Origin of the sequence: Corynebacterium bouchesdurhonense, assembly GCF_900078305.2 — a bacterium.
GTDB lineage: Bacteria > Actinomycetota > Actinomycetes > Mycobacteriales > Mycobacteriaceae > Corynebacterium > Corynebacterium bouchesdurhonense.
This window is the reverse complement of record NZ_LT546028.1, coordinates 1,206,227-1,233,042: the sequence shown is the minus strand read 5'-3', so window position 1 is coordinate 1,233,042 and position 26,816 is coordinate 1,206,227. Positions and strand designations below refer to the sequence as shown.

General features: G+C 69.5%; 24 protein-coding genes and 1 tRNA gene. 13 read left to right on the top strand and 12 right to left on the bottom strand.

All coding sequences use genetic code 11. The features are described 5' to 3' along the window. Positions 1-11 precede the first annotated feature (11 nt). The 4 genes from mfd to BN4252_RS10650 all read right to left on the bottom strand — a co-directional run bounded on the left by mfd (position 12) and on the right by BN4252_RS10650 (position 5,923). Positions 12-3,641, bottom strand: a complete 3,630-nt coding sequence (gene mfd, locus BN4252_RS10665; RefSeq protein WP_066530593.1) for a transcription-repair coupling factor — start codon at positions 3,639-3,641, stop codon at positions 12-14. Next, positions 3,638-4,261 carry a TetR/AcrR family transcriptional regulator gene (locus BN4252_RS10660; RefSeq protein ID WP_066530591.1) on the bottom strand — a complete coding sequence of 208 codons (624 nt, stop codon included), beginning with the start codon at positions 4,259-4,261 and terminating at the stop codon, positions 3,638-3,640. The genes mfd and BN4252_RS10660 overlap by 4 nt, the downstream gene beginning before the upstream one ends. 28 nt (positions 4,262-4,289) lie before the next feature. Next, positions 4,290-4,364: transfer RNA gene (locus BN4252_RS10655), tRNA-Gln, on the bottom strand. 89 nt (positions 4,365-4,453) lie between these two features. Then, a complete protein-coding gene (locus BN4252_RS10650; protein ID WP_096877817.1) occupies positions 4,454-5,923 on the bottom strand; it encodes a multicopper oxidase family protein in 1,470 nt (489 codons plus the stop codon). 55 nt (positions 5,924-5,978) lie between these two features. On the opposite strand from BN4252_RS10650, the gene BN4252_RS10645 reads away from it, so the two are divergent. From BN4252_RS10645 to BN4252_RS10630, 4 genes are read left to right on the top strand one after another with little or no spacing between them, the layout of a single operon-like run. Continuing rightward, positions 5,979-7,211, top strand: a complete 1,233-nt coding sequence (locus tag BN4252_RS10645; protein WP_078056907.1) for an MFS transporter — start codon at positions 5,979-5,981, stop codon at positions 7,209-7,211. 46 nt (positions 7,212-7,257) lie between these two features. Next, on the top strand, positions 7,258-8,700 hold the full coding sequence (gene glmU, locus BN4252_RS10640; protein ID WP_078056906.1) for a bifunctional UDP-N-acetylglucosamine diphosphorylase/glucosamine-1-phosphate N-acetyltransferase GlmU: 1,443 nt from the start codon (positions 7,258-7,260) through the stop codon (positions 8,698-8,700). Between the two features lie 9 nt (positions 8,701-8,709). After that, positions 8,710-9,687 (top strand): ribose-phosphate diphosphokinase, encoded by a 978-nt coding sequence (locus BN4252_RS10635; RefSeq protein ID WP_066530589.1) that lies wholly within the window; start codon positions 8,710-8,712, stop codon positions 9,685-9,687. 19 nt (positions 9,688-9,706) lie between these two features. Then, positions 9,707-10,759, top strand: coding sequence for a histidinol-phosphate transaminase (locus tag BN4252_RS10630; RefSeq protein WP_066530588.1), 1,053 nt, complete (start codon positions 9,707-9,709; stop codon positions 10,757-10,759). Here the strand turns inward: BN4252_RS10630 and BN4252_RS10625 are convergent. Continuing rightward, complete coding sequence (locus tag BN4252_RS10625) at positions 10,756-12,810, bottom strand: hypothetical protein (RefSeq protein WP_066530584.1); 2,055 nt, start codon at positions 12,808-12,810, stop codon at positions 10,756-10,758. The two genes, BN4252_RS10630 and BN4252_RS10625, sit on opposite strands and share 4 nt — an antisense overlap. A 323-nt stretch (positions 12,811-13,133) precedes the next feature. Here BN4252_RS10625 and BN4252_RS10620 point away from each other — a divergent pair, with 323 nt between their 5' ends. Together BN4252_RS10620 and pth (BN4252_RS10615) are read left to right on the top strand one after the other, a co-directional pair. Beyond that, positions 13,134-13,805, top strand: coding sequence for a 50S ribosomal protein L25/general stress protein Ctc (locus tag BN4252_RS10620; protein WP_066530581.1), 672 nt, complete (start codon positions 13,134-13,136; stop codon positions 13,803-13,805). 91 nt (positions 13,806-13,896) lie between these two features. Continuing rightward, complete coding sequence (pth, locus tag BN4252_RS10615; protein WP_230208653.1) at positions 13,897-14,472, top strand: aminoacyl-tRNA hydrolase; 576 nt, start codon at positions 13,897-13,899, stop codon at positions 14,470-14,472. Between the two features lie 95 nt (positions 14,473-14,567). On the opposite strand, the gene BN4252_RS10610 is transcribed toward pth (BN4252_RS10615), so the two are convergent. After that, positions 14,568-15,503, bottom strand: a complete 936-nt coding sequence (locus BN4252_RS10610; RefSeq protein WP_096877804.1) for an NAD(P)H-dependent flavin oxidoreductase — start codon at positions 15,501-15,503, stop codon at positions 14,568-14,570. A 9-nt stretch (positions 15,504-15,512) separates the two neighbouring features. Here BN4252_RS10610 and pth (BN4252_RS10605) point away from each other — a divergent pair, with 9 nt between their 5' ends. Beyond that, the gene (pth, locus tag BN4252_RS10605) at positions 15,513-16,088 is read left to right on the top strand and encodes an aminoacyl-tRNA hydrolase (RefSeq protein WP_066530576.1); all 576 of its coding nucleotides are present in this window, start codon (positions 15,513-15,515) and stop codon (positions 16,086-16,088) included. Positions 16,089-16,114: 26 nt separating this feature from the next. Here the strand turns inward: pth (BN4252_RS10605) and BN4252_RS10600 are convergent, their stop codons facing one another. Further along, positions 16,115-16,666, bottom strand: a complete 552-nt coding sequence (locus BN4252_RS10600; RefSeq protein ID WP_066530573.1) for an NADPH-dependent FMN reductase — start codon at positions 16,664-16,666, stop codon at positions 16,115-16,117. A 139-nt stretch (positions 16,667-16,805) separates the two neighbouring features. On the opposite strand from BN4252_RS10600, the gene BN4252_RS10595 reads away from it, so the two are divergent. The 3 genes from BN4252_RS10595 (at position 16,806) to BN4252_RS10585 (ending at position 19,742) form a co-directional block, all read left to right on the top strand. After that, entirely contained in the window at positions 16,806-17,168 is a 363-nt protein-coding gene (locus tag BN4252_RS10595) for a hypothetical protein (RefSeq protein WP_066530569.1), read from the top strand. 255 nt (positions 17,169-17,423) lie between these two features. Further along, on the top strand, positions 17,424-18,092 hold the full coding sequence (locus BN4252_RS10590; RefSeq protein ID WP_143341204.1) for a hypothetical protein: 669 nt from the start codon (positions 17,424-17,426) through the stop codon (positions 18,090-18,092). 18 nt (positions 18,093-18,110) lie between these two features. Then, complete coding sequence (locus tag BN4252_RS10585; protein WP_066530564.1) at positions 18,111-19,742, top strand: peptide chain release factor 3; 1,632 nt, start codon at positions 18,111-18,113, stop codon at positions 19,740-19,742. On the opposite strand, the gene BN4252_RS10580 is transcribed toward BN4252_RS10585, so the two are convergent. From BN4252_RS10580 to BN4252_RS10570, 3 genes are read right to left on the bottom strand one after another with little or no spacing between them, the layout of a single operon-like run. Further along, positions 19,739-20,617: a patatin-like phospholipase family protein gene (locus tag BN4252_RS10580; protein ID WP_066530562.1), complete on the bottom strand. Its 879-nt coding sequence runs from the start codon at positions 20,615-20,617 to the stop codon at positions 19,739-19,741. The two genes, BN4252_RS10585 and BN4252_RS10580, sit on opposite strands and share 4 nt — an antisense overlap. Continuing rightward, a complete protein-coding gene (gene bioD / locus BN4252_RS10575; protein ID WP_066530558.1) occupies positions 20,614-21,297 on the bottom strand; it encodes a dethiobiotin synthase in 684 nt (227 codons plus the stop codon). Before bioD ends, BN4252_RS10580 begins: the two co-directional genes overlap by 4 nt. Then, complete coding sequence (locus BN4252_RS10570; RefSeq protein ID WP_066530555.1) at positions 21,294-22,568, bottom strand: adenosylmethionine--8-amino-7-oxononanoate transaminase; 1,275 nt, start codon at positions 22,566-22,568, stop codon at positions 21,294-21,296. Before BN4252_RS10570 ends, bioD begins: the two co-directional genes overlap by 4 nt. An 89-nt stretch (positions 22,569-22,657) precedes the next feature. Here BN4252_RS10570 and BN4252_RS10565 point away from each other — a divergent pair, with 89 nt between their 5' ends. Both BN4252_RS10565 and BN4252_RS10560 read left to right on the top strand, forming a co-directional pair. Next, on the top strand, positions 22,658-23,299 hold the full coding sequence (locus BN4252_RS10565; protein ID WP_078056905.1) for an oligopeptide:H+ symporter: 642 nt from the start codon (positions 22,658-22,660) through the stop codon (positions 23,297-23,299). A 150-nt stretch (positions 23,300-23,449) separates the two neighbouring features. Then, positions 23,450-24,250: a POT-type proton-dependent oligopeptide transporter gene (locus BN4252_RS10560; protein ID WP_230208637.1), complete on the top strand. Its 801-nt coding sequence runs from the start codon at positions 23,450-23,452 to the stop codon at positions 24,248-24,250. Here BN4252_RS10560 and BN4252_RS10555 read toward each other — a convergent pair. Further along, the gene (locus tag BN4252_RS10555; protein WP_066530553.1) at positions 24,199-25,083 is read right to left on the bottom strand and encodes an SDR family oxidoreductase; all 885 of its coding nucleotides are present in this window, start codon (positions 25,081-25,083) and stop codon (positions 24,199-24,201) included. The two genes, BN4252_RS10560 and BN4252_RS10555, sit on opposite strands and share 52 nt — an antisense overlap. An 11-nt stretch (positions 25,084-25,094) precedes the next feature. Next, positions 25,095-26,243: a YihY/virulence factor BrkB family protein gene (locus BN4252_RS10550; protein ID WP_066530552.1), complete on the bottom strand. Its 1,149-nt coding sequence runs from the start codon at positions 26,241-26,243 to the stop codon at positions 25,095-25,097. 63 nt (positions 26,244-26,306) lie between these two features. Between BN4252_RS10550 and BN4252_RS10545 the strand changes: the two genes are divergently transcribed. Further along, positions 26,307-26,714 carry a hypothetical protein gene (locus BN4252_RS10545; protein ID WP_066530550.1) on the top strand — a complete coding sequence of 136 codons (408 nt, stop codon included), beginning with the start codon at positions 26,307-26,309 and terminating at the stop codon, positions 26,712-26,714. Positions 26,715-26,816 lie beyond the last annotated feature (102 nt).

Here is a 26,816-nt window from a genome sequence, read left to right as displayed (position 1 = left end):
GTACCCCGCCGCTATCCGCCGAAGGAGAAGACCTTCTTGTTGGCCTCGCCGCCCACGGCGGTGGAGCCGGCAACGGACACCTTTGGCGCGTCGAACATGTCGGTGAGGACATCCGCCACCCACTGCAGCAACTCGGTGTCGCGCAGGTTCGGGCTGTTGATGGCCCTGGACTCGCGCGGCATCGGAAGCTGCAGCGCCTTCGCCGCCGCCCGGTAATTCGCACCCGGGTAGAGGCGCTTCAACCGCACCTGCTTCGAGTCCGGCAGCTCCACCGGGTGGAGCTTGATGCGGGTGCCCTGGGTGAGGATCTCGGAGATGCCGGCGGCGCGCGCCTGGTGGCGCAGCCTCGCCACGGCCATGAGGTACTCCACCTCCTTGGGCAGCGGGCCGAAGCGGTCCACCATCTCGTCGGCAACCGCGCGCAGTTCGTCCTCGCCGCGGGCCTCGGCGAGCTTGCGGTAGACCTCCAGGCGCAGCCGTTCCGCCTTGATGTAGCCCTCCGGGATGTGCGCGTCGACGGGGAGGTCGATGCGGATTTCTTTGGGCCCTTGATCGGTTGCGTCGACAAGCTCGCCCTGCATGAGCGCCTTGTAGGTCTCCACCGCTTCCCCCACGAGGCGGACGTACATGTCAAAGCCCACGCCCGCGATGTGGCCCGACTGCTCTGCGCCCAGCACGTTGCCGGCGCCGCGCATCTCCAGGTCCTTCTGCGCGACGGCGATGCCGGCGCCCAGGTCGTTGTTCTGGGCGATGGTGGCCAGGCGGTCGTAGGAGGTCTCCGTGAGCGTCTTGTCCTTGGGGTACAGGAAGTAGGCGTAGGCGCGCTCGCGGGAGCGGCCGACGCGGCCGCGCAGCTGGTGCAGCTGGCTGAGGCCCATGTTCTGGGCATTCTCCACAATCAGCGTGTTGGCGTTGGCGATATCCAGGCCCGTCTCCACGATGGTGGTGCACACCAAGACGTCGTACTCGCGGTTCCAGAAGCCCTGCACCGTCTGCTCCAACAGCTGCTCCCCCATCTGCCCGTGCGCGACCACCACGCGCGCCTCCGGCACCAGCTCGCGCAGTGCGCGCGCGGTCTTCTCAATGTCCGCGACCTTGTTGTGGATGTAGAACACCTGGCCGTCGCGCAGCAGCTCGCGGCGGATCGCCGCGGCCACCTGCTTGTCCTCCTGCGGCCCAACGTACGTGAGCACCGGGTGGCGGTCCTCCGGAGGGGTGGTGATGGAGGTCATCTCGCGGATGCCGGTGAGGCTCATCTCGAGGGTGCGCGGGATCGGCGTCGCCGTCATGGTCAAAACGTCCACGTGGGACTTCAGCGCCTTGATGTGCTCCTTGTGCTCCACGCCGAAGCGCTGCTCCTCGTCCACAATGATCAGGCCGAGGTTCTTCCACTGCACGCCGGTGGCCAGCAGGCGGTGGGTGCCGATGACCACGTCCACGGAGCCGTCGGCAAGGCCGGCGATGATCTCCTTCGCCTCCTTCGCCGAGGTGAAGCGGGACAGCTCCCGCACCGTCACGCCGAAGCCGTCCATGCGGCCGGAGAAGGTGGAGAAGTGCTGCTGCGCCAGCAGCGTGGTGGGCACCAGCACCGCGACCTGCTTGCCGTCCTGCACCGCCTTGAACGCGGCGCGCACGGCCACCTCGGTCTTACCGAAGCCGACATCACCCACAATCACGCGGTCCATCGGCACCGGCTTTTCCATGTCATCCTTCACGGCCTCGATGGCGGCCAGCTGATCCTCCGTCTCCACGAAGGGGAACGCGTCCTCCATCTCGTGCTGCCACGGGGTGTCCGGCGCGAACGCGTGGCCCGGCGCGGCCTGGCGCTTCGCGTACAGCTCGACGAGCTCGCCCGCGATTTCGCGCACCGCGGCGCGGGCCTTACGCTTGGTGGCCTTCCAATCGCTGCCGCCCATCTTGCTCAGGCTGGGCTTCTCGCCGCCTGTGTACTTGGACAGCAGGTCGAGCGACTCCATGGGCACCCACAGCTGGTCCGCGGGCTGGCCGCGCTTGGCCGCCTGGTACTCCAGCACGATGTATTCGCGGCGCGAATCCTCGTCGCCGGCCTTGATGGTGCGCTCCGCCATCTTGACGAAGCGCCCGATGCCGTGCGTCTCGTGCACCACAAAGTCACCGGGCTGCAGCGCGAGCGGGTCGACGCGGTTGCGGCGGCGCGGGGCGCGACGCTTGGCGCCCGCGATGTCGCCGACGCGGTTGCCGGTCACGTCCGTCTCGGTGACCACCACCAGTCCCGCGGCGGTGCTCGTGCCGCCGAACACCAGGCCGCCGTGGGACAGCGCCCGGTAAAGGGTCACCGCGCCATCCACGGGCTCGAGCCCGTCGGAGGCGATGCGGGCGGAAATGCCGTGCTCGCGCAGGCGCTCGGCGGTGCGTTCGACGGTGCCCTTCGCGGGCGCGATGAACGCCGCGCGGCCGTGGTTGTCTTGCACGTGCAGCTTCAGCGTGGCGTAGAGCTGCTCGATCGCCTTCGGGTCGCCCTTCGGCGCCGGCGCGGCCTCGAACTCCAGCGGCAGGGTCTCGGCGTCGTCCGCCGCGAACATGCCGGGCGGGGCGAACGTCCACCACGCGTTGCCGGCCCTCTGAGCCGAGACCGCGAGCGATTCATACGAGCGGTAGGACGACGCGGAGACGTCGAGCCCCTCCACCGCCACGGGTCCCTCGGCACCCATGGCCGCGGCCTCCCAGCCCGCTTCCAGGAACTCGCGGTCCGTGGCCTCCAGGTCCTCGATGCGGGCGCGGACCTTCTCCGGGTTGGTCACCAAGACGATGCCGTCGCCCACGAGCTCTGGCAGCACGGACCACGGAGCGTCCGTCAACGCTGGCAGGAGCGCCTCCTCCCCGTCCGCGTGCGTGCCTTCGGAGATGCGGGTGAGCAAGCTCACCAGGGTCGGGTTCGAGGGGTAGCGCCGCGCAAGGTCGTCGGCGCGTTGTTGCACGGGTGCGTCGATAAGCAACTGGCGCGCGGGGAACAGCGACACCGAGGCGACCTCGTCGATCGTGCGCTGATCCGCCACCGCAAAGGTGCGGATGTCCGTCACCTCGTCGCCCCAGAACTCGATGCGCACCGGGTTGTCCGCGGTGGTGGGGAAAACGTCGATGATGCCGCCGCGGGTGGCAAACTCGCCGCGCTTGGCCACCATGTCCACGTGCTCGTAGGCGTAGTGCTCGATCTCGCGCACCAGATCGGTGAAGTCGCGCTCCGCATCCACCGCAACCTCGATCGGGGCTGACGCTGGCAGGCACGGCTGGCACACCGCGCGGGCGGCGGCGACGATCACGCGCGGCATCTCGTGCAGCACCTTCGCGCGGCGGCCCACCACGTCCGCGCCGGGAGAGAGACGCTCGTGCGGCAGGGTCTCAAACGACGGGAAGTGGGCGACGTTTTCCTCCCCCACAATCGCCTTCAGCTCCGCGGCGAGGTCCTCGGCCTCGTGGCCGGTGGCGGTGACCACCAGCACCGGCACCTCACGCGACAGGGCGCCGGCGGCCCACGGCCGAACCTGGTCGATGGCGGTGACGTGCAGCGTCTGATCTCCCACGTGGGAGACGAGGCCCTTGAGCTTCGGGTCCGTGAGCGCCTGGGTGAGCAGACCGGCGAGCGGCGGCGGGGTCAAAGTCATGCGTCCTTCCCGGTAGTGTCCGGCTGCGTGTGCGGGAGCGCCTCGAGGCCGCGCAGCCCGTTCCAGCACAGATTAGTAATGTGCAGCGCCGCCGACTGCTTGTCCGGCGTGCGCTCGTCCAACCACCACAGGGCGGTGTTGGACACGGTGCCAACGAGGGCCTGACCGTACAGCGTCGCGGCTTGGGTATCCAACCCCCGGTGCTCGAACGCTTGCGCGAGCAGGTAGGACACCTGGGCGGTGACGCGGTTGAGCACCGTGGAGTAGGTGCGCTCCTGGCCGGGTAGCTGCCCGTGAACCACGATGAGGAAGCCGTCCGTCTCCTCCTCCACGTACGTGAGCAGCGCCAGCACGCCGTTCTGGATGCGCTCGTGCCAGCGTCCCTCCTGAATCACGCCCACGATCGCGGCCTGGAGCCGCTCCATCTCCCGCTCCACCACCGCCCGGTAGAGCCCCTCCTTGCCCCCGAAGTGCTCGTAGATCACCGGCTTGGACACGCCGGCGCGGCTCGCGATTTCCTCGACGGTGGTCCCCTCGAAACCGCGTTCCGCGAAGGCTGCGCGCCCGACGTTCATGAGTTGGTCCCGGCGCTGCGGTCCGGTCATTCGCTGACGAGCCATGCCCCACACCTTACGGCCCCCGCGCACGTGGCTTCCCCACCAGGACTCGAACCTAGAATGACGGTACCAAAAACCGTAGTGTTGCCAATTACACCATGGGGAAAGACAGTAGGGAATTGTAACCCATGCGCGGGCCTACCCAAATTGGGCCCGCGCAGCGCCGGCGCAGTACCGGCGCAGCGCCCGCGCCGCCTACTCGTGCCAGCCGGGCACGAAAAGGTCCGGCTCCTGGCCGGGCTCGACCACCACGAATTGCCCCATCATGCCCTTGTCCTCGTGGTTGAGCATGTGGCAGTGGTACATGTACGCCAGCGTCGGGTCCGGGTAGTAGCCGATTTCCACCATGAGGTGCACGGTGGCCAGGGGCGGCACCGTGATGGTGTCGTGCCACCCGGTGGTGAACTCCAGGTCCCCGTTATCCACGCCGATCACGGCGAAGCGCGCGTTGTGCACGTGGAAGTTGTGCATCATGTCGTCGTTGTCGTTGGTCACGTGCCAGATCTCGGGTCCCTTGTGGTCCACCACCTCGTCCACGCGGGCCATGTCCATCGTCTTGCCGTTGATTTCCATGTCCTTCATGCGGAATTCGCGCTCTTTGCTTGCCGACGCAGGCACATCAAACGCCACAACCCCCTCCGCGAGCGCCTCCGGCTCGGGGGCGGTCTCGGGCGGCGCCGCGATGTGGAGGAGGTCGAACTTGTCGGTCAGGCCGAACGTCTTCGCCGTGTCGCGGTCCGGCAGACCGCCGAGGTCCGGCACCCCGTTGCTGCGCAGCACCAGGTCCTTGCCCGGTTTCAGGTCCACCACGATCTCCACGCGCTCGCCCGCGCTGAGCAGGATGCCGTCAACCTCAACCGGTGCCTCGAGATAGCCCTGGTCGGTGGCCACCACCATAAACGGCACGCCCAAAGACAGGTGGTGGAAACGCATGGTCGCGCCGTTGAGCACGCGCAGGCGCAGGCGACGGGTGCTCGCCTCGAAACGCGGCTTGGTCATCCCGTTGACCAGGACGGTCGAGCCGACCCAGCCGTTTTCCTCGTCCAGCTGCCCGTCCTCGGTGAAGTTGGCGTCGGTGATGATCACGGGGATGTCGTCGACGCCGTACTCGGTGGGGAGGCCGGTGTAGGAGGTGTCGTCGTCAAGCACAATGCCCCCGGCAAGGCCGCGGTAGGCGTGCACCGCCGAGGCCTGGTGCGGGTGGGGGTGGTACCAGCAGGTGGCCGCGGGCTGATCCACGGTCCAGGACGGGGACCAACTCTCGCCCGGCGGGAACATCAGCGCCGGGCCTCCGTCCGCGGCGGCCGGCAGGTGCATGCCGTGCCAGTGCACCACCGTGGGCTCCGGCAGCTCGTTGCGCACCGTCATCTCGATGTGCTCGCCGCGGCGCATGTAGAGCGTCGGGCCCTGGTACGGGCCGTTGAACCCCCACGTCTTGGTCATGGTGCCGGGGATCATCTCGAACTCGCCCTCCTGCGCGGTGAGCTCGAAGCGGCGCACGTTGCCCTCGAGGGTGCCCTCCTCCAGCGGCGGGATGCGCAGCGGGCGCGCGTCGGCGTCCGAGCCGAGCGGGGTTGGCTGGTCGGAGCACGCCGCGGCAGCCGAAGCGGTGGCGGCGGCGACCGCCGTCACCACCGCGCCTTTGAAAAACGTCCTTCTACTCATGGTCATTGCTCCTCCAAGTTCGCCGATTTCCTCCAATGATCCTACTATCCGCGCTATGACCGAATCGCTGCCAAACGAGGAGCGCAACGCCCGCCGCTTCATCTGGTCCAACGGGCTGCAAAACATCGGCGACCAGATCGTCGCGCCGAAAACGGTGCTGCCCTGGCTGTTCACCGCCGCGGGGGTGCCGTCCGTCTACACCTCCATGCTGGTGCCGGTGCGCGAGTCCGGCTCGATGCTGCCGCAGGCCGCGCTCACGCCGTGGCTGACGTCGCAGCCCTCGCGCAAGCGCGCGTGGCTGATCGGCTCCTGGGGCCAGGCGGCGGCCGCGGGCCTGATCGCGGTGAGCGCGCTCCTGTTCTCCGGGCACGCGCTCGGCGGGCTGGTGGTGACGCTGTTGGCGGTGCAGGCGGTATTTCGCGCCATCTGCTCGATCGCGGGCAAGGACGTGCAGGGCCGCACCATCTCGAAGGGCCACCGCGGCGACATCACCGGCCGCGCCACGGAGCTCGCGGGCGCGTTCACCCTGGCCATCGGCCTGATCCTCGCCTTCATCCCCAACGACCTGCCGCGGTGGGCGCTCGCCGCCCTCCTCGGCCTCGGCGCCTCGACGTGGGCGCTGGCCTCGGTGGTGTTTTCGCGCATCGAGGAGCCGGAGGCGGAGGTCACCGAGCGCGCGGGCGGCAGCAGCCTGCGCCGCACCTGGGAGCTGGTCAAGGGCGACCGGGATCTGCAGCGCTTCCTCATCGTGCGCTCGCTGCTTTTGGTCACGGCGCTATCCACGCCGTTCATCGTGGTGCTGGCCAGCCAGCAGGGGGCGGACCTGACCGGGCTCGGCGCCTTTGTCATCGCCTCCGGCGGGGCCAGCCTGCTCGGCGGGCGGGTGTCGGGCGCGCTCTCGGACCGGTCGTCGAAAAGCACGATGGCGTGGGCGGCCGGCTTCGCCTCGACCGTGCTCGTCCTGCTGGTGGTGAGCGCATCGCTTTTCGACGCTCCCGTCAACGCCTGGGTCATGCCCCTCGGCTTCTTCCTGGTGAATCTCGCGCACACCGCGGTGCGCGTATCGCGCAAGACGTACCTGGTGGACATGGCGGAGGGCGACCGCCGCACCCTGATCACCGGCGCGTCCAACACCGTGATGGGCGTGGTGCTGCTCGTCGTCGGCGCCGTCTCCTCCGCCGTGTCCCTGCTCGGGCCGCGGGCGGCGCTGATCTTCCTCGCTGCGATCGGCTACGCCGGCGTTGCGGGCGCGGCGCGGCTGAAAGACGTCTCGGCGGCGCGCGGCTAGGCGTTATGCTGGTCGGCGGAAAACTCAACCCACAAGGAGAATTCGCGTGGCCAACCACCTTGAACGCGCCGTAGTCGTGCTCGCGGCCGGCGCCGGCACCCGCATGAAATCCGACCGCCAGAAAACGCTGCACGAAATCGGCGGGCGCAGCATGCTCTCCCACTCGCTGCACGCGGCGGCCGGGGTCCACCCGAACTACCTTGTGGCCGTGGTTGGCCACCAGCGCGAGCAGGTCGCGCCGGCGGTGGACACCATCGCGGCGCAGCTCGGCGTGGAGATCCGTCAGGCGGTGCAGGAGGAGCAGAACGGCACCGGCCATGCGGTACAGGTGGCGCTGTCCGCCATCCCGGATTTCAACGGCACCGTGGTGGTGACCAACGGCGACGTGCCGCTTCTGCGCTCCGAGACCATCGGCGCGCTGGTTGACGCGCACGAGTCGCAGGGGGCGGCGGTGACCGTGCTCAGCCTCGAGTTTGATAACCCCACCGGCTACGGGCGCATCATCCGCGACGCAGACGGAGCCGTGACCGAGATCGTGGAGGAGAAGGACGCCTCCGACGAGCAGCGCCGCGTGCGCGAGGTCAACTCCGGGGTCTTCGCTTTCGACGGCGCGGTGCTGCGCGACGCGCTGACCCGCATCAACACCGACAACGCCCAGGGCGAGCTCTACATCACCGACGTGCTGGGCATCGCTCGCGGCGACGGCAAGAAGGTGGCCGCGTTCACCGCCCCCGACCCGCGCGAGCTGGCCGGCGTGAACGATCGGGTGCAGCTCGCCGCGGCCGGCAAAGAGCTCAACCGCCGCCTGGTGGAGCAGGCCATGCGCGCCGGCGCGACCGTGATCGACCCGGCCACCACCTGGATCGGCGTGGAGGTGGAGATCGGCCGCGACGTGGTCATCCACCCCAACACCCAGCTGTGGGGCTCCACCGTGATCGGCGACGGCGCGGAGATCGGCCCCGACACCACGCTGAACGACATGGAGATCGGCGCCCGCGCGAAGGTGGTCCGCACCCAGGGCGAGCTCGGCGTGATCGGCGAGGACGCCAGCGTCGGCCCCTTCACCTACATCCGCCCGGGCACCGAGCTCGGCGCGCGCGGCAAGCTCGGCGGCTTCGTGGAGTCAAAGAACGCCAAGATCGGCGAGGGCTCTAAGGTGCCGCACCTGACCTACATCGGCGACGCAACGGTGGGCGTCGAGTCCAACATCGGCGCCTCCTCGGTGTTTGCGAACTACGACGGCGTGAACAAACACCACACCACCATCGGCAACTACTGCCGCACCGGCTCCGACACGATGTTCGTGGCTCCGGTGACTGTCGGCGACGGGGCCTACACGGGCGCGGGTACAGTGTTGACCAAGGATGTGCCGCCCGGCGCGCTTGCCGTGAAGGAAGGTCGCCAGCGAAACATCGAAGGCTGGGTGGAAGAACACCGCCCGGGCACCGAGGCGGCGGAAGCCGCACGCAAAGCACGCGAACAGGGTTAAGGGAACAACATGACTGGTTACTCCACGGAAAGCCACAAGGACCTGAAGGTATTTTCGGGCCGCGCACACCCCGAACTGGCTGAGGCGGTGGCCAAGGAACTGGGCATCGAGCTGGTTCCCACCACCGCGCGCGATTTTGCGAACGGCGAGATCTTCATCCGCTTCGAGGAATCGGTGCGCGGCGCGGACTGCTTTGTCATGCAGTCCCACACCCAGCCGCTGAACAAGTGGCTGGTGGAGCAGCTCATCATGATCGACGCGCTCAAGCGCGGCTCCGCCAAGCGCATCACCGCGATCCTTCCCTTCTACCCGTACGCGCGCCAGGACAAGAAGCACCGCGGGCGCGAGCCGATTTCCGCCCGCCTGATCGCGGACTTGCTCACCGCCGCCGGCGCGGACCGCATTGTGTCCGTGGACCTGCACACCGACCAGATCCAGGGCTTCTTCGACGGCCCGGTCGACCACATGCACGCCATGCCGATCCTGGTGGATTACATCAAGTCCAAGTACCCGCTGGACAACCTCTGCGTGGTGTCCCCCGACGCCGGCCGCGTGAAGACGGCCGAGAAGTGGGCCAACATGCTGGGGGATGCCCCGATGGCCTTCGTGCACAAGACCCGCGACATTGACGCGGCGAACAAGGTCGTGTCCAACCGCGTGGTCGGCGAGGTCGAGGGCAAGGACTGCATCCTGCTCGACGATATGATCGACACCGGCGGCACCATCTCGGGCGCGGTCGGCGTGCTGAAGGAGGCCGGCGCGAACTCGGTGGTCATCGCGTGCACCCACGGCGTGTTCTCCGACCCCGCCCGCGAACGCCTCAACGAGTGCGGCGCCGAGGAGGTCATCACCACCGACACCCTGCCGCAGGACACCGAGGGCTGGAACAACCTCACCGTGCTCTCGATCGCCCCGCTGCTGGCAAAGACCATTCGCGAGATCTTCGAGAACGGCTCGGTGACCACCCTCTTCGAGGGCCAGGCCTAGGCCGCGGCGCAGAACCCGCATGATTCGACCTGATTTGGCGGACCTGCCGGCGTACGTGCCGGGTGCGCGCAACGAGCTGGCGGTGAAGCTGTCGTCCAACGAGCTCGCCGAGGGGCCGCTGCCCGCGGTCGAGGAGGCGATGGTGCGCGCGGTGGCGGGCATCAACCGCTACCCCGACATGGGCGCCTTAGGCATTCGCCGGGCGCTCGCCACCCACCTCGGCGTGGCGGTGGAGCAGGTCGCCGTGGGCACGGGCTCGTCCGCCCTGTGCCAGCAGCTGGTGGTGCTCGCTACCCAGCCTCGCGACGAGGTGGTGTTCCCGTGGCGCAGCTTCGAGGCCTACCCGATCTTCACGCGGGTGGCTGGGGCGACGCCCGTGCCGGTTGCGTTGACAAGCGAGCACGGCCTCGACCTGCCGGCGATGGCCGCGGCCGTCACCGAGCGCACGAAGCTCATCTTCGTCTGCAACCCGAACAACCCAACGGGCACTACGATCACCACCGGCGAGTTCGCCGAGTTCATGCACGAGGTACCGCCCGGCGTGCTGGTTGCCCTGGACGAGGCTTACTTCGAGTACAACCGCGCCGCCGACACCCCGGTGGCAACGGAGGAGATACTGAAGTACCCGAACGTGGTGGGCCTGCGCACGTTCTCCAAGGCGTACGGGCTGGCGGGCGCGCGCATCGGCTACGCCTTCGGCCCCGAACCGATCATCGAAGCGCTGAACAAGGTGGCGGTGCCGTTTTCCGTGAGCTCGATCGCGCAGGTCGCGGCCACGGCCTCGTTGGCGGCGGGCGAAGAGCTGCGCCGCCGCGTCGACGGGACCGTTGCGCAGCGCGAGTTGGTCGCCGAGCGGCTGGCCGCGTACGGCGTGCCGGCCTCGCAAGCAAACTTCATCTGGATCCCCGCCGAACGGGTGGACGAGGCGCCCGCCGCGCTGGCCGAGCGGATCGCCGCCGAGGGTGTGCTGGTTCGCGCGTTCCCCGAGGGCATCCGCGTCACCGTCACCAACGAAGCGGAGTCTGCCGCGTTCCTGGCTGCCTGGGAAGCCGTCTCCGCCGGCGCCCGCTAGCCGCGGCTGCGCACCTCGTCGCCGATCACAGGCGGGAGCACGAGCGGGGCGTCTCCGAGTAGCGCCTGGAGGTTGCCCTCCCGCTCGACCGCGCTGGTCACCGCCTTCACCTTGCGGCCGCCCTTGCGCTCGCCCCCGCGGCCGGCACCGCCCCCGGCCATAGGCGCACCGCCCATGGCCATGGCACGCGACTGCCCGGCGCCGCCGGGCGCGGCGTGGGGCGACGCAACCGAACCCGTGCCCACAGTCCCCGCAGACCCGGCGAACCCGGCCGCGCCCGCCAACCCGCCGGCACCGGCCGCGCCCGCCAACCCGCCGGCACCGGCCGCGCCGCCCGGCCCACCCGCGCTACTTACTCCCCCAAGCCCGCCGAACCCGGCGGGAAGCCCAGCCACTGCCCCGCCGCCGAGGCCGCCCGCCGGGACCGGCGCGGCACCACCCTGGCGACCCTTCGCCGCCGGGATGCCCATGCCGCCGAACCCGCCGGGTGCCAGAGAGGCCGCCTGCACCGGACGGGTGGCGTCCAACCCCGCCGCGCGCACGGCGGCACCAGGGGCGGCCGCGTGCCGGCCGCCGGTGGCGTCGGCCCCGCTCCCGGCGCCGGCCCCGCTCCCGGCACTTCCAGCGGGCACCCCCGCCCGCGCCCCCGCGTGGTCTGCGCCGAAGCCAGCGCCGGTCCCGGCGCCCGCGCCGCGCGCGGACTGCCCCCCCTGGTTCGCGGCCCTATGGCGGCCGGCCCCGGTCGGCGCCCCGGCCGCCGCGGGAGCGGCGCCGGCACCCTGGCCGGCTGGCGCGGCGGGTAGTGCCGCCAACTTCGAACCCGCGGGCGCCGTCCGCCCAGCCGGGACCCCGAGCAGCGTCGTCGCGCCCACGTTGCCTAGCGCCGGCGCGAGGCGCGCCGCCGCGCTCTGCAGTGGCAAGGCCCCACCTGCCGGCGTGGTGCCCGGGTGAAGCGTCGGCGGCATGTGCGGCGCGGCCACGGCGGCCGCCTGCGTGGGGGTGGCGCCCGCCGCGATCGCCTGCAGCACGTCAGGGTTGGGCTGGCCGTACTGGCCAATCACGTCCGCCGGCGTCGACGCGTGCGCTAGGTCCTTGTGCCCGTGCGCCTCGAGCGCCTCGCGCACCACGGTGGGCAGCGGCGAGGCCTCGAAGGACGGGGACGTCGGCGCGGACAGCTCGTCGATGGAGAACGGGTCGCCGGAGATGCGGTCCAGGTCCGGCAGGAGCTTGGTAAAGGCCGGGACGGTGGCCGACAGCCCCGCGGCCGCGCGCGGCGGGTAGGCCGCCAGGTACGCCTGCTCGAAGGTTTTGCGCGCCACCGGGTGCACGATGGCCAGGTACGTGGCCGATGCCGCGGCCGCCATCACCGCCTCGCTGCCGATCGCGCTGCCGAGCGCGCCCGAGTGCGCCGCCATGCGGTGGGCGTTCGCCGCGAAGACTGCGCCCGCGCGCTGCACCCGGCTGATCCGCTGGTCGCCCCGGCGCACCCAGTCGGTCTCGGCGGAGGTGGCCAGCGCCTGACGCGGACCGAAGAGCTCGTGCACCGCGGCCGTGATCTGCGCGGCCACACCCTCCCAGTACGCGGCTTCCACGGCGGGCGCGGCGAAGTTGGAGGCAGCCAGCTTGTTGTTCAGCGGCAGCAGCGCCGGGTCGTAGCCCACGACCGGGCTGTGGGGCGCGAAGTCCGTCGCCCGCGCGTTCACGGCGCGCGTGTTCGGCACGTAGTTCCCCAGCCCGCCGCGCACACCGCCAGCGGCTGGGCGCTGGATGCTGGTCAGGGCGCGGGCCCAGGTGCCGTCGGCAAGCAATGCATTCTTGAGATTGACCTCGGCGGTCACCGCGGTGTCCATCACGTGGCTCGCGAACACACGCACCGCCTCCGGCGCGTAGTGTCCGGACACGCGCCCCATCCCGCGCCCCGCATCGCGGTAGCCGGACGCCGCGGTGAACGCCGCGAGCCCACCCGCGGGCCCGAACCCGGCGCCGAGCCCGCCGTGGATGGCCTTGAGCTGGTCCACGGCGCGCTGCACCGCATCGACATCGATTCGCACGTTTTGCAACTTTCCCCCACTTGGTATGAAGTTTGACAGGTTCGCCCCACACGTTAAAGGCGCGTCCGCGGGCCCGGCTAGGGCCCGGCGAGCACTTGAGTGGACAGCCCGCCCGCCCCGGGTTTGGCCTGTGGGTGGGCCACTTGCTACCCTTGAGCGGTCTCGGCGAGGGCCCGCGCATGGGCCGTTATCGGCGCGATTCGATACAGCGACTTTGCGCGCACGCGCGCGCCAAGCCCGCGATCACTCGACGAGCACACCCGTTCAGTGGTCGCGGGCGTTTCCTATCGCCCCGCGGCCCTTCAACCCAGAAGGAGCTAGCTATGGCTATTACCCCGCCCGTTGTGCAGGCTGAGAAGCGCGAAGAGTTTGGCAAGGGTTCCGCCCGCCGCCTGCGCCGCGATGGCAAGATCCCCGGCGTGCTGTACGAGGCCGGCGTGGACAACGTCCACTTCGCCGTGGACCGCATCGAGATGACCGCGCTGGTGCGCAACAACGGCACCAACGCCATCCTGGAGCTCGAGGTTGACGGCGAGAAGCTGCTCAGCATGGTCAAGCACGTGGACCAGAACGTGCTCACCCTCGAGATCGACCACATCGACCTGCTCGGCGTGAAGCGCGGCGAGAAGGTCACCGTCGAGGTCCCGGTTGTCACCGAGGGCGAGGCCGCGGACGACGCCGTGGTGCTGCAGGAGGCCGACGTGGTGGAGATCGAGATCGACGCCCTGAACATCCCGGACGAGATCGCCGTGTCCATCGAGGGCAAGGAGATCGGCGACGTGATCTACGCGTCCGACCTGCAGCTGCCGGCCGGTGCGGAGCTCGTCTCCGATCCGGAGCTGCTGGTTGTCAACGTCACCTTCGAGCAGGTTGACGAGGAGCTCGAGGCCGCCGCAGCTGAGGCCGAGGAGGGTGGCGCCGACGCTGGCGCAGACGCCAACGAGACCGTCGAGATCGCCGACGGTGGCGAGGGCGACGAGGGCGCAAGCGAGTAAGAGCATTTCGCTTGTCGACGGCCGGTGGGAGGCGCTCCCCCGGCCGTTTTCCGCGCCCGGTATCTGGTAGCGTCCAGATCCCGTGAACTCCGTGAACACCGTGAATTCAGCATCCCCCGTCCTGGTTGTCGGCCTGGGCAACCCCGGCCCCCAGTACGAGGCCACCCGCCACAACGCGGGCGTGGCCGTGGTGGGGGAGCTGCTCGGCCGCGCCACGCCCGTCCCGGCGCAGCTGAGCCACCACAAGCGCACGAACACCGAGGTGGCGGAGTTGGCGGCGGGCCGCCTCGTCCCCGGGCGCCAGGTGGTGCTGGCGCGCACCCGCGCGTTTATGAACCTCTCTGGAGGGCCGGTCAAGGCGCTAGCGGACTACTTCGGGGTGTCACCAGCGGACCTGTACGTGGTGCACGACGAGCTGGACCTGCAACCGGGCGAGGTGAAGCTGCGCGCGGGAGGCGGAGACCACGGGCACAACGGGCTGAAGTCGGTGACGAAGTCCCTCGGCGGGGCCGCGTACAACAAGGTTGCCGTGGGCATCGGCCGCCCGCCCGGGCGCATGGCGCCCGCTGACTACGTGCTCAAGCCCTTTTCCTCCAGGGAGCAGGTGGACCTCTCCATCGCCGCCGCGGACGCCGCCGACGCCATCATCGCGGCTGTCGCTGGGTAGCGCGCGCGTGAGGCACGTCAGGCGTGTCGGGCCGCGAACCCGGCCGGACCGCGGCCGGAGAGCGCGAGCTGCTGCGAGGATAGTTTTGCGCGTCTTCATACTTGTTGTATCTCCGGTGTTGGCGCCGGCGTTAGCGACGCCTCGATAGCCGCAGCCGGCGCCGCCGCCAAGTCGCCGCGTTCCGCACCTACTAGGCAGTACTCGTTTTCCTGCGTGAGCGGCCGCAGGTACGGGTATACCGGCGGCAGGTCCGGGTGCGCGCGGGTGAACTCCGTCTCCAGCCCGCGCGCCCAGCGCCCGGAGAAGGCGCGGCTGAGAACCGATGCGCGGCCCGAGCGAAGCAGCTCACGGTTGGCTTCGGACGTCCCGGCCTCCTCCGCAAGCAGGAAGGCGGTGCCGCACGCCACGCTTTGCGCGCCGCGGCCGAGCAGCCGCGCCACGTCGCCGGCGCTGCGCGCCCCGCCGGCGGCGATGATCGGCAGCCCGAGCGGGACCACCCGCTCCAGGAGCTCGTCGAGGGCTTCCGCGCCCGGCTCCTCCGCCACCGTCCACGTGCCGCGGTGCCCGCCCGCGAGCGGGCCCTGCACCACCAGGCCGTCGACGCCCCGGCGCGCGGCCTCCCGGGCATCGCGCTCACCGGCCACGGTGCACCAGGCCTGCGAGCCCGCGGCGTGGAGCAGGCCGATCTGCTCGGCGGTGAAGCATCCGAACGTGGACGACACGATCGCGGGCGCCGCCTCGATAACGGCGGCGAACTTCTCGCCGAAGCCCCAGCTCAGGTCAACCTGGGGGACGTCCGCGCCGAGCCGCGCCGCCACCGCCGACGCCTCCTCGCGAAGCTGCTCGGCCTGCGGCATGAACAGGTTGGCGCCGAACGGGGCCTCGCATTGGGCCAGCCACTCCCGCGCCTGCGCGGGTGTGCACGTGCCGAGCGCGAGGAAGCCGAAGCCGACTGCGTTGACCAGGGCGGGGGTAGACGGGCCGCCGGCCATCGGCGCGGCGACAACGCGGGGCAGATCTGCAATATTCACGGGTACATTATGGGCGTGTTTGCTCTCCTCAATGGTCTCTTTCGCCGCGCCGAACCCGCCGGGCCCGCCGAGCCCGCGCAGTGGCTCGTGGTCGGCCTGGGCAACCCGGGCGCGAAGTACGCGGGCAATCGCCACAACGTGGGATACCTGGTGCTCGACGAGCTGGAGCGCACGGGCGGTGTCGACGGGGCGCGCCTTTTGAAGCCGGGCACGTTCATGAATACCTCGGGCGAGGCGGTCGCGCCTGCTGCGCGCTCGTTGGGGCTTGCACCGGAGCGGGTCATTGTCGTCCACGACGAGCTGGACTTACCCGCCGGCACGGTGCGCGTAAAGCTGGGCGGGAACGAGAACGGGCACAACGGGCTGAAGTCGGTCACCCAGCACCTGGGCACTAGGGACTACCCACGGGTGCGCGTCGGCATCGGGCGCCCGCCGAAGGGCACGGCCGTGCCGGACTGGGTGCTTGCCGACGTTTCCGGGGAGAACCCGGACCTCGACGGCCAGATCGAGCTGGCTGCCGAGGCCGTGCGCCTCATTGTTGCGGGCGGGGTGGCGCGGGCGCAGAATGTGGTCCACGCCAAGTAGGAGCCGAGTAGGCACCGCGTGGGCGCCTACGCCAGTTCGCCCTCCAAGTCACCCAGCACGCGGTCGAGGTCCTTCGACTTCTGCTCGCGGGGGTTGAAGGCGTTGTCCTCCAAGTCGTCGACAAGCGAAAGCGCGACCTGATTGCGCACATCGAACATGGAGAAGTTGGCCACGATCACGCGCCAGTGCTCCACGGCGCGGATCGCGGAATCGAAGCCGTAGCCGACGAACGCGACGGGCTTGCGCATCCACTCCGGGCCGAGCGAGTCGAAGGCGTTCTTCATGGTGCCGGGTACCGAGTGGTTGTACTCGGGCGTGACAAAGATGAAGCCGTCGCACGCGTCCACCGCCTGCGACCAGCGGGTCACGGCCTCGTCCGCGTACTGCTTCTGGGCCGCGCCGGGCGGGGTGACGGCGACGAGGTGGGGGACGTCGAACTCCGCGAGGTCCAGCAGCTGGTAGTCGTGGGTGCCACGGGCCTCCGCGCGCTGGAGCACCCAGCTAGCGATCTGCTCGCCTGCGCGGCCCTCGCGGACGGATCCGAGGATGATGCCGATTTTCTTGGGATTTGTTGCCATGCCACCCAAGCGTAGCGATGCGGGCAACTCGCGCTCCCCCAGCCCGGAAACCCGCACGCGGCGCAGAGGCCGTGAAACTGTTCTACATTGGTGCATCGCCCCTGCGGCGAACATCGCACGTCCGAAGGATTGGTACTGCATGATGGCGAAACCCCGCGTTTCGGTGAGCAACCGGATTCGACAATTGGAGGAGAACGAGGAGTGCAACCGGCTCCTCCGCACTATCCCGTTTCATTGCTCCGAGCTGCCGGCCCCGTTGCTTTCCAAGGATCAGGTCAACGAGTTTCGCGGGTGGCCGTTGCGGTGGGCGGGGCAGACAATCGAGCTTGCCACCCGGCTGGAGCTGTGCCGTCCCGGGGCCAACGGCGGCGCACCGCTTGGCATAGCCCCGTACCTGTCGTTCCTCGACGACCTTCCTGCGGAACTGGCAATTCCCAGCCGTGACCGCCGGGAACTTGAATCCGCGATGAGCACGCGGGCGCCGGCCATCGCAAAGAAGTGAGTCTATTTCGAGCGCAAAGACTTCTTCCTCACAGAGGAGTCGGTCCGTCTCATCGCCGAGGTCGCCGCGCTGGAGCAACACCGCCGAGGCGGCGTTGATCACGAGCAGGTGGAATGGGCGAGGTCTCTCGGCGAGTACCACGCAAGCTTCATCAACGCCACCACCTGGGTTACACTCCGGCTCCTTCGGGCGCGCGGCCTTCCGGTCACGGATGCGCATACCGAGCTCGTGGCACACACACCACGAAGCATTGCGATGGGCGAATTTGATTTCGCTACCGCCAAACACCTGATCGATCTGAAGTGCTCGCTACAACCCGGGTTTGAAGCACGGTGGCAACTGCAGCTGCTCATGTACTGGAGGATGGGTTTGCACTCCAGCAATTCCGAGGGAACAGTGCCCAGGCAGCGCTTCGAGCAGTTCGCCGAGCTCGGCGTCATTAATCCGCTCCACGGGCATTACCTCTTCTTCCGGGTAGCTGAGATTCCGGCGGAGGTCATCGAGTACGTGGACGATGTAGTGCTGGGCTTCGGTCGGCAGGCCCCGCTCGACACCGAGCCGACCGGGCGCTTGGTACCGCCGCCTCAGCGCTTCCCCGTGCAATGCGGAGGATTCGCGTGGGTGCGCATGCCCGAAGGAATCGTCAGCGAGCACGACGCGCTCCTCCCCCACGAGGTTGTGCTTCAGGCGTTCACCACCAAATCCGATGAAGACGCGGCGAAAGCTGTGGCACTCGTCCAAGCCGCGCTCGTCGAACTGCACGCCACCGTCCCGGGGGCTGTGGTCCCCGCAACCGGCGCGGTGAAAGGGACCGGACTTCGAATTGGCCCCACCAACCTAGGCCCGACTAAGCCCGCCCGGTCACACGCAATCGCCCGAGCCGGTGGCTCCGAACTCGGCGCATTTTCCCACCTCCACCTGTAACAACTACGCTAAACCGCCATGAGCACCACCGCCGAGGCCGCCCGCCGCCGCACCTTCGCCGTCATCGCCCACCCGGACGCCGGTAAGTCCACGCTCACCGAGGCGTTGGCGCTGCACGCGCACGTGATCTCGGAGGCCGGCGCGGTGCACGGCAAGGGCAGCCGCAAGTCCACGGTGTCGGACTGGATGGATATGGAGAAGGACCGCGGCATCTCCATCGCCTCCTCCGCCCTGCAGTTCGAGTACGCTCCCGAGGGCCACGAGGGCGAGCCCTACGTGATCAACCTGGTGGACACCCCGGGCCACGCGGACTTCTCCGAGGACACCTACCGCGTGCTCTCCGCCGTGGACGCGGCCGTGATGCTCATTGACGCCGCGAAGGGCCTCGAGCCGCAGACGCTGAAGTTGTTCCGCGTGTGCAAGGCGCGCGGGCTGCCGATTGTCACCGTGATTAACAAGTGGGACCGCGTGGGCCGCGAGCCGCTGGAGCTGGTGGACGAGATCGTCACCGAGATCGACCTGCAGCCCACCCCGCTGTACTGGCCTGTGGGTGAAGCGGGCGATTTCCGCGGCCTCGCACACGTGGGCGCCGGCGGGGAGATCGACGAGTACATCCACTTCACCCGCACCGCCGGTGGCTCCACCATCGCGCCGGAGGAGCACTTCTCCCCTGCCGCCGCCGCGGAGCGCGAGGGGGAGGTGTGGGACACCGCCGTAGAAGAGGCGGAGCTGTTGCTTGAAGACGGAGCCCTGCACGACCAACAACTCTTCGAGCAGTGCATCACCTCCCCCATCATCTTCGCCTCGGCGATGCTGAACTTCGGTGTGCACCAGATCCTGGACACCCTGTGCGCGATTGCGCCGGCGCCGGAGGGGCGCGACGCGGACGAGAAGGCGGTTCAGGTCTCCGCCACGGCGATGGACACGTCCCGCGGCGTGGACGACGAGTTCTCCGGCATCGTGTTCAAGGTCCAGGCCGGCATGGACCGCAACCACCGCGACACGCTGGCGTTCATGCGCGTGGTCTCCGGCGAGTTCGACCGCGGCATGCAAGTCACTCACGCCCAGTCCGGCCGCACCTTCTCCACCAAGTATGCGCTCACGGTGTTCGGCCGCTCGCGCGACACGGTGGAGACGGCGTTCCCGGGCGACATCATCGGCCTCGTCAACGCCGGCGCGCTCGCGCCGGGCGACACGATCTACGCCGGCCGCAAGGTGCAGTACCCGCCCATGCCGCAGTTCGCGCCCGAGCACTTTCGCACGCTGCGGGCGAAATCGCTGGGCAAGTACAAGCAGTTCCGCAAGGGGCTAGAGCAGCTGGACGCCGAGGGCGTGGTGCAGATCCTGCGCAACGACGCCCGCGGCGACGCCGCCCCGGTGATGGCGGCCGTGGGCCCGATGCAGTTCGAAGTCATGCAGGCCCGCCTGGACGTGGAGTACAACGTGGAGACCGTCACCGAGGCGATCCCCTACACCGTGGCCCGGCGCACCGACGCGGAATCCGCGCCAGAGCTGGGCCGCCAGCGCGGCGTGGAGATCTTCACCCGCACCGACGGCGAGCTCATCGCCCTGTTCGGCGATAAGTGGAAGCTCGCCTTCGTGGAGAAGGAGCACCCGGAGTTGACCATCGAGCCGCTCATCGCGGATTAGCGCTGCCTGTCGCGGGTGAGGAACTCGCGCATGGCGGGCCAGTCGCGCTCAACCTGCGCCTGCCCGGCCGCGTAATTGGCCCGCAGCTTCTCCGCGTCGAGCTCGGTGGATTCGACCCCCATCGCATCGGGGAAGAAGAGGTACGCGTTGCCGGCGTCTGCTTCCTGGATAAGCGACTGCTTGGCAGCGTTATAAATACCCGGCCGGGCCACCATGGCGTCGGCGACTTTTGGGGTGCTGCGCAGGATGCGGCGAACGGCGCGCTCGCGCTTCTGCGGGCCCTTGACGTAATCGCGCGGGCGGGTGAGCACCGCAACGAAACGGGTGTAGCCAGCGGAGCGGGCGGCGTCGATAAGCAAACCGCCCGACGTGCCCAGAGCGCCGTCGACGTAGGGCACGCCGTCGATCTCGCGCATTTTCATCAGAATCGGCAGCGTCGACGATGTTCGGGCGGCAAGCGCCACATCGTCCAAGGTGCGCAGGTTGTGGCGGTTAAACGCCACCGTCTCCCCCGTGTCGGCGCGCACCGCCTCGACGTGGACCTCCTCGGTGGTCCGGGCGAACGCGTCGAAGTCAAACGGCAAGACCTCCTCGGATTGCTCGTATGCCCACTCGCCGTTGATCAGGCCTTTGCCCCGCACAACGGAGCGCCAGCCGCCGAATTTGGGGTTGCCCACGAATTCGGTGAACGCGTTTTCAGAGCGCCACGTGTCGCGCGAGGCGAAGTTGAGCGCGTGCACTGAACCGGCAGAAATGCCGCCGACCCAGCCGAATTGCACGTGCTCCGTGATGAGCTTTTCCACCACGGGGGCGGTGTAGGAATTACGGGTGCCTCCGCCCTCGAAAATGAGGGCGGTGTCGCTGGCGTCAATCATGCCCGCGAGCCTACGCGCGCGGACACGGCTTCCCCGATCGCGTCCCAGGCGACCTCGGCGAACCGCTCCGGATCGAGACGCCCGCACCCAGCGGGCAAGTGGCCAAAGTATTCCGCACCGGTGACTGCGGGCAGTTCCGCTACGTTCAGGCGCGTGGGCAGATCCGGATCGTCCGGCATGCTGCCACCGATCAGCCCCAGCACCTCTAACCCCGCCGCGCGCGCCTGCACGCACGTCAGCTCCGCTAGGTTCAGGCTTCCGAGCCCCAGCGAGGTGACAACTACCAGCGGGGCGTCGACGGCCTGTGCGATATCGACGAGCGTGTAATCATCCGCCAGCCGGACTAGCAGCCCGCCGGCGCCCTCGAGCAGCACCACCCGCCCCGGTGCGTCGAGCCCGCGGGCCCACGCAACGACCTCAGCCAACGGCGGTGTCTCTATCCCCGCCCGCCGCGCCGCCAGGTTCGGCGCGAGCGGCTCTGGGTAACGCCACCGCTCGAACGTGCGCACGCCGGCCAGTTTGGCCACGGCGGAGGCATCGCCCTGGCCCGGCGCTTCGCCGGTCTGAATGGGCTTCGCCGCCACCACGTCCACGCCGAGGCGCGCGAGCACGCTGGCGATGGCGGCCGTGGCGACGGTCTTGCCCACGTCCGTGTTTGTGCCGGTCACTGCGATAATCATGAGATCTCCTCCCCGCTCACCCGCACCGCGGCGGCGATGCCGCGGCAAATCTGCGCCACCTCGTCTGCGGTGCAGATGTACGGCGGCATGGTGTAGATCAGCCTGCCGAAGGGCCGGATCCACACGCCCTCGGCCATGGCCGCCTCGGTGGCGGCGCGCATGGGCACGTCGCGCGCCATCTCCACCACGCCGATGGCGCCGAGCACCCGCACGTCAGCAACCCCCGGCGCGCCGCGCAACGGCTCGAGGCCCCGGACGAGCTCCGCCTCGACGCCCTTGACCTGGCGCTCCCAGCCACCCTCGGCGATGATGGCCAGGGATTCCGCCGCCACCGCGCACGCGAGCGGGTTGGCCATGAACGTGGGCCCGTGCATCAGCGCCGCCGGCTGCATGCCGCGCGCGATCTCCTCGGTGGCCAGGGTTGCGGCGAGACTCATGAAGCCGCCGGTGAGCGCCTTGCCCACGCACAGGATGTCCGGCACTACCCCGTTGCCCAGGGTGGTGAACAGCCGCCCGGAGCGCCCGAAGCCGGTGGCGATCTCGTCGGCGATCAGGGGGATCCCCGCCGCGGCGCACAGGTCGCGCACCCCGGCGACGAGCTGCGGGTCGTGGAAGCGCATGCCGCCGGCCCCTTGCACTACGGGCTCGATGATGACGGCGGCGACGGAGGCGTCGATAAGCAATGCGAACTGCTCGAGGTACGCCTCGCGCTCGCTCGGCCGCGCCCCCATGACCGGCGGTGCGGGCGCGAAGATTTGCTGCGCAAGCGCCGGCCCCCACATGGCGTGCATGCCGCCGACGGGGTCGCACACACTCATGGTGGCGAACGTGTCGCCGTGGTAGCCGGAGCGCCACGTGAGGAAGCGGGTGCGCTCCGGGTGGCCGCAGCCGCGCGCGTACTGCAGCGCCATCTTCATAGCCACCTCCACGGCCACGGAGCCGGAATCCGAGTAGAAGACCTGGCTGAACGCGTCACCGGTCAGCTCGAGCAGGCGGCGGGTGAGCAGCGCCGCGGGCTCGTGGGTGAGCCCGCCGAACATGACGTGGCTCATGCGGTCGATCTGCTCCTTCGCCGCCGCTACCAGCCGCGGGTTGGAGTGCCCGTGCACGGCGGACCACCAGGAGCTCATGGCGTCGATGAGCTCGGTGCCGTCAGAGAGCGTCAAGCGCACGCCGCTCGCGGAGGCGACCGGGTACGTAAACTGGCCGGGTTCGGCGTAGGGGTGCCAGATGTGCGCCGCGTCGATGGCGGCGATCTCGCTTGGATCCACGGGGCCTCCTTGAACCTTCTTGAACACCGTTCAACTTCGTTGCGGAAACCGACCCTAGCACCCGCCCGGATCCTGCATACTGCCTTTCTATGAAAAGAATTGAACACCGTTCAAGCGTGGTCGCGGCGCTCGCCGGGGTCGAGGCCTGGGAGCGCTTCAGCTTCTACGGCATGCAGGCGATTTTGGTCTACTACCTCTACCGGGACCTGGGGATGTCGGAAGCCGATGCCCCCGCGCTCGTCGGCGCGTACGGCGCGAGCCTGTACCTGTGCACCTTCGCCGGCGGCTGGGTGGGCGACCGCGTCCTGGGCCCCGAGCGCACGCTACTTACCGGCTGCGGCCTGCTGGTGGCCGGGCACCTGGCGCTCTCGCTGCTCGGCGGCTACGGCGGGCTCGCCTGCGGCCTGCTCGCCATCGCGCTCGGCTCGGGCTTCCTGAAAACCGCGGCGATTACGTTGCTGGGCATGGCGTACCCCGCCGAGTCCGGCCGCCGCGACGCCGCCTTCCAGATCTTCTACCTGGGCATCAACGTCGGTGCGCTGTTCGGCCCGCTGCTCACCGGCTGGCTGGCGCAGCGCCACGGGTACCGCGCCGGGTTCGGCGCCGCCGCCGCGCTCATGGTCGCCGGCGCGCTCTTCTACGCCGCCTTGCGGCCGCGGGTGGTTGCCGCCCTCGGGGCAGATGCTATCCGACGCCCCTACCCACATCTGACGCTGCCGACGATCTCCTGATTCATCACGCGTAGATAGGGTGGAGTGTGAGGGGCCGGTCCGAGGGGAGACCCGCGGGCTGGAGCCCGGCGGGAGGGGCGAAGGTGAATAGGGGGCGGCCCCCGCCACGCCGCCGCCGTTGCCGGCGCGGCCGCCCTCGCCGCGGCCGCCGTGCTGGCCGGGCTCGCAACCGGCGCGCTCACCCCGGCGCGCCTGGTGACCATCCTGCTCGTGCTCACGGTCGCGGCCGCCGCGGTCCTGTTCATCCAGGCGCTGACCTCCACGCGCACCACGGCCGAGGAGCGGCAGCGCGTGCGCGAGTACCTCCCCCTATTCATCTGCTCCACGGCGTACTGGGGCCTGTTCGCCCAGACCGCCGGCGTCTTCGCCGTGTATTCGGACCAGCGCCTGGACCGCGAGATCGCGGGCTTCACCGTGCCGGCGTCGTGGACGCAGTCCCTCAACCCCTTCTACATCCTGTTGCTCTCGCTGCCCGTGGCGGCCGCGGTGTCGCGCCGCGCGTACCGCAAGCACGCGGTGATGGGCGCGGGCCTGGCGCTCGCCGGCGCGGGCATGTTCATCCTGCTGCCGTGGGTCGGCGGCGGCGCGAACAGCACGCCTTTTGTTGCCCTGGCGGGATGCGTGTTGTGCATGTCGCTGGGCGAGCTGCTGATCGGGCCGACCGGCATGTCCTCCACCGGCGCCTACGCCCCGGCGGCGTTTCGCACCCGCTTCTCCGCCCTTTACTTCCTCACCATGGCCATCGGCACCTCGCTGGCGGGCGCGGCATCCGCGCTCTATGACCCGGCGAACCCCGCCGCGGAGCGCGCCTACCTGGTTGTGGTGGGCGCGGTGCCGGTGGCCATCGGCGCGGCGGTGGCGGTGCTGGCGCGGCGCCGGGGGCGTGCAAAAGTAGAGCCCTACGGCGTCAGCGCGCCGCCGGTCACGGCCAGCGTCTCGCCCGAGATGTAGGAGGCGTCCTCGGAGGCGAGGAAGACGTACGCCCCAGCCAGCTCGGCCGGCTGTCCCGGGCGGCCCATGTCGGAGCCCTGGCCGAAGTTGTCCACCACTTCCTCCGGCTGGCCTTCGGCGGGCTGGATCACGGTCCAGATGGGGCCCGGCGCGACTGCGTTGACCCGGATGCCTTTAGACGGCAGCAGCTCCCCGGACAGACCCTTGGCCAGGTTGTTAAAGGCGGCCTTGGTCACGGCGTAGTCCAACAGCTCCTTCGACGGGTCATAGGCCTGGATGGAGGTGGTGAAGATGATGGAGGAGCCCGCCTCCATGTGCTTGACCGCCTCCTTGGTCACGCGGAAGGCGGAGTAGATGTTGGTTTTCATGGTGGCGTCGAAGTCCTCGTCGGAGACGTTGAGGATCCCGTCGTTCCACACCTGGCGCGAGGCGTTGTTCACCAGAATGTCGATGCCGCCGAAGGCCTCCACGGTTTTCTCCACCGCGGCGACGCAGTTGGCAAGCTCCGTTAGGTCGCCCGGGATGCCCAGGGCCTGCTGTCCGGCGTCCTCGATAAAAGCGAGGATGCGCTCCGCGTCCTCCTGCTCCTCGGGGAGGTAGGCAATGGCCACGTCCGCGCCCTCGCGCGCGAACGCGATGGCGGTGGCGGCGCCGATGCCGGAGTCGCCGCCCGTGATCAGCGCGCGGCGGCCGGCGAGCTTGCCGGAGCCGGCGTAGGTGGCGGCGCCGAGGTCCGGCTCGGTGGTCATCGCCACCTCAAGGCCGGGGTTGTCCTGGCGGGGCTCTTTGTCGAACTCGGACGGGTACTTGGTGCGGGGGTCAATCAGTGCCATGCCACCCCACGCTACTTGCGCGCGCCGCGGATTTCTGCCACCGTGCGGTCCGTCCACCGGTGCATCTGCGCCCGCCAGCGCGCGCCGGCGTTGGAGCGCGGGGGCGCCTGGATGGTGTGCGCGGAATCGTGGCCCACCTGCAGCTCCTTCGCGCGCAGGATTTCCGCGTCTATTTTCACGCCCTCGATCAGCACGATGTTCATCGCCCACAGCAGGCCGAGCACGGCCAGCACCGTCCCGAACGCGCCGTAGGTGCTGCGGATGCCGAAGGTGGTGAGGTACCAGCCGAAGCCGGTCCACAGCGCCATGACCACCACCAACGCCAGCGAGGAGCCGACGGTGAGCACGCGGAAGCGGCCCGGGCGAACGTTGGGCGCGAAGTAGTACAGCACCGAGATCAGCGCGATGGACGTCAGGCCGATCACGGGCCAGCGCACGTACGCCCACACCGGCAGGAAGATGCCGGTGAGGTACTCCAGCGCCCCCTCCAGCTGCAGGGGCCTGGCGATGGGCCCGAGCACGGCGGTGACAATGGATTCGGTCAGCAGCGCGCCCAGCGCGATCACGATCGCGCCGGCCACCATCACCAGCGTGACCGCCCACATGGTGAACCAGGTGACAAGAATTGGCCGCCCCTCGGTGCGCCCGTAGATCAGGTTCGCGTTGCGGGAAAAGGAGCGCACGTACGCCGACGCGGAGAGCAGCGAGATCAACACCGACACGACCAGGGCCACGGTGGATTTCCCCGGCGTGCCGATGATGCTCATCACCACGTCCAGCGCCTGCCCGCGCAAATCCTCCGGCACGTACTGCTCGATCAGATCGGTGATCAGAGAGTCCGCCGCCAGCTCCTCGCGGGGCACCAGCAAGCTCACAATCGAGTACACCGCCAGCAGCATCGGCGCCATGGACAGCACGGTGTAGTACGTCAGGGTGGCGGCGCGGTCCGTCACCGCGTCGAATGAGAAGTCCAGCAGCACGCGCTTGCACACCAGCTTCAAGCCGGGCCAACTCAGGCGGTTGCCGCGGACCCAAGGGTCCGGCGCCACGTCGCGCGGGGGCACGGTGATCAAGTCGCCGGCGCCGTACGGCACGACCATCTCCGCGCGGTACGCGGTGCCGTCCGGCTGGGGTGCGGCAATGTCCGCGGCGTTGTCCATGCCACCAACTCTAAGGCGCGCCGCCCCGCCGGCCGGCCTCACCACGCGGCTACGCTTCCACCCATGGGTTTTCTGGACAAGATCCGGGCCGCGTTCGGCGGCGGCGAGCACCTGGTGGAGGTGCCCGGGCAGGCCGACCGCCTGGCCGTGGATCGCCTCGAGGTGCGCACCGCCAACCTCTCCCCCGACACGGACGAGAAGCTGCTCATCATCACCACCTCCCCCGCGGCGCTTGTCGCGCTTCATGCTTGTCGACGCCCCCTTACGCTCACCAACCCCTCCCACCGGCCCGTCACCTTCGTGCCGGTATCCACGGCGGCGACGCCGGTGCTGGACCCGGACGCGGGCTGGCTCATCCCCGTCACCCCGGCAACGGCGCGCGAACTCGCGGGGCTGCCCGCCGGCCCCGGCGAGCACGAGCTGGAAACGCTGCACCTCGCCCTGGTACTCGAGGACGCCCCGCGGCGCTAGCCCCGGCGCGTCCACTGTGGTGGGCACTCGGGCCCCGCGCGGGGGCCCGCGCGGGCATACGTTGTGCACCGGGGGTAAGAACTCCCGCACAACGCACTCACA

Coding starts and splice junctions, on each gene's coding strand:
- BN4252_RS10565 (WP_078056905.1), top strand. CDS start 22,658: ATGAAAAGAATTGAACACCGTTCAAGCGTGGTCGCGGCGCTCGCCGGG.
- BN4252_RS10620 (WP_066530581.1), top strand. CDS start 13,134: ATGGCTATTACCCCGCCCGTTGTGCAGGCTGAGAAGCGCGAAGAGTTT.
- BN4252_RS10555 (WP_066530553.1), bottom strand. CDS start 25,083: ATGGCACTGATTGACCCCCGCACCAAGTACCCGTCCGAGTTCGACAAA.
- BN4252_RS10590 (WP_143341204.1), top strand. CDS start 17,424: ATGGGCGAATTTGATTTCGCTACCGCCAAACACCTGATCGATCTGAAG.
- BN4252_RS10660 (WP_066530591.1), bottom strand. CDS start 4,261: ATGGCTCGTCAGCGAATGACCGGACCGCAGCGCCGGGACCAACTCATG.
- BN4252_RS10580 (WP_066530562.1), bottom strand. CDS start 20,617: ATGATTGACGCCAGCGACACCGCCCTCATTTTCGAGGGCGGAGGCACC.
- BN4252_RS10650 (WP_096877817.1), bottom strand. CDS start 5,923: ATGAGTAGAAGGACGTTTTTCAAAGGCGCGGTGGTGACGGCGGTCGCC.
- BN4252_RS10595 (WP_066530569.1), top strand. CDS start 16,806: ATGATGGCGAAACCCCGCGTTTCGGTGAGCAACCGGATTCGACAATTG.
- BN4252_RS10545 (WP_066530550.1), top strand. CDS start 26,307: ATGGGTTTTCTGGACAAGATCCGGGCCGCGTTCGGCGGCGGCGAGCAC.
- mfd (WP_066530593.1), bottom strand. CDS start 3,641: ATGACTTTGACCCCGCCGCCGCTCGCCGGTCTGCTCACCCAGGCGCTC.
- BN4252_RS10585 (WP_066530564.1), top strand. CDS start 18,111: ATGAGCACCACCGCCGAGGCCGCCCGCCGCCGCACCTTCGCCGTCATC.
- bioD (WP_066530558.1), bottom strand. CDS start 21,297: ATGATTATCGCAGTGACCGGCACAAACACGGACGTGGGCAAGACCGTC.
- BN4252_RS10630 (WP_066530588.1), top strand. CDS start 9,707: ATGATTCGACCTGATTTGGCGGACCTGCCGGCGTACGTGCCGGGTGCG.
- BN4252_RS10645 (WP_078056907.1), top strand. CDS start 5,979: ATGACCGAATCGCTGCCAAACGAGGAGCGCAACGCCCGCCGCTTCATC.
- BN4252_RS10550 (WP_066530552.1), bottom strand. CDS start 26,243: ATGGACAACGCCGCGGACATTGCCGCACCCCAGCCGGACGGCACCGCG.
- BN4252_RS10600 (WP_066530573.1), bottom strand. CDS start 16,666: ATGGCAACAAATCCCAAGAAAATCGGCATCATCCTCGGATCCGTCCGC.
- pth (WP_066530576.1), top strand. CDS start 15,513: ATGGGCGTGTTTGCTCTCCTCAATGGTCTCTTTCGCCGCGCCGAACCC.
- BN4252_RS10635 (WP_066530589.1), top strand. CDS start 8,710: ATGACTGGTTACTCCACGGAAAGCCACAAGGACCTGAAGGTATTTTCG.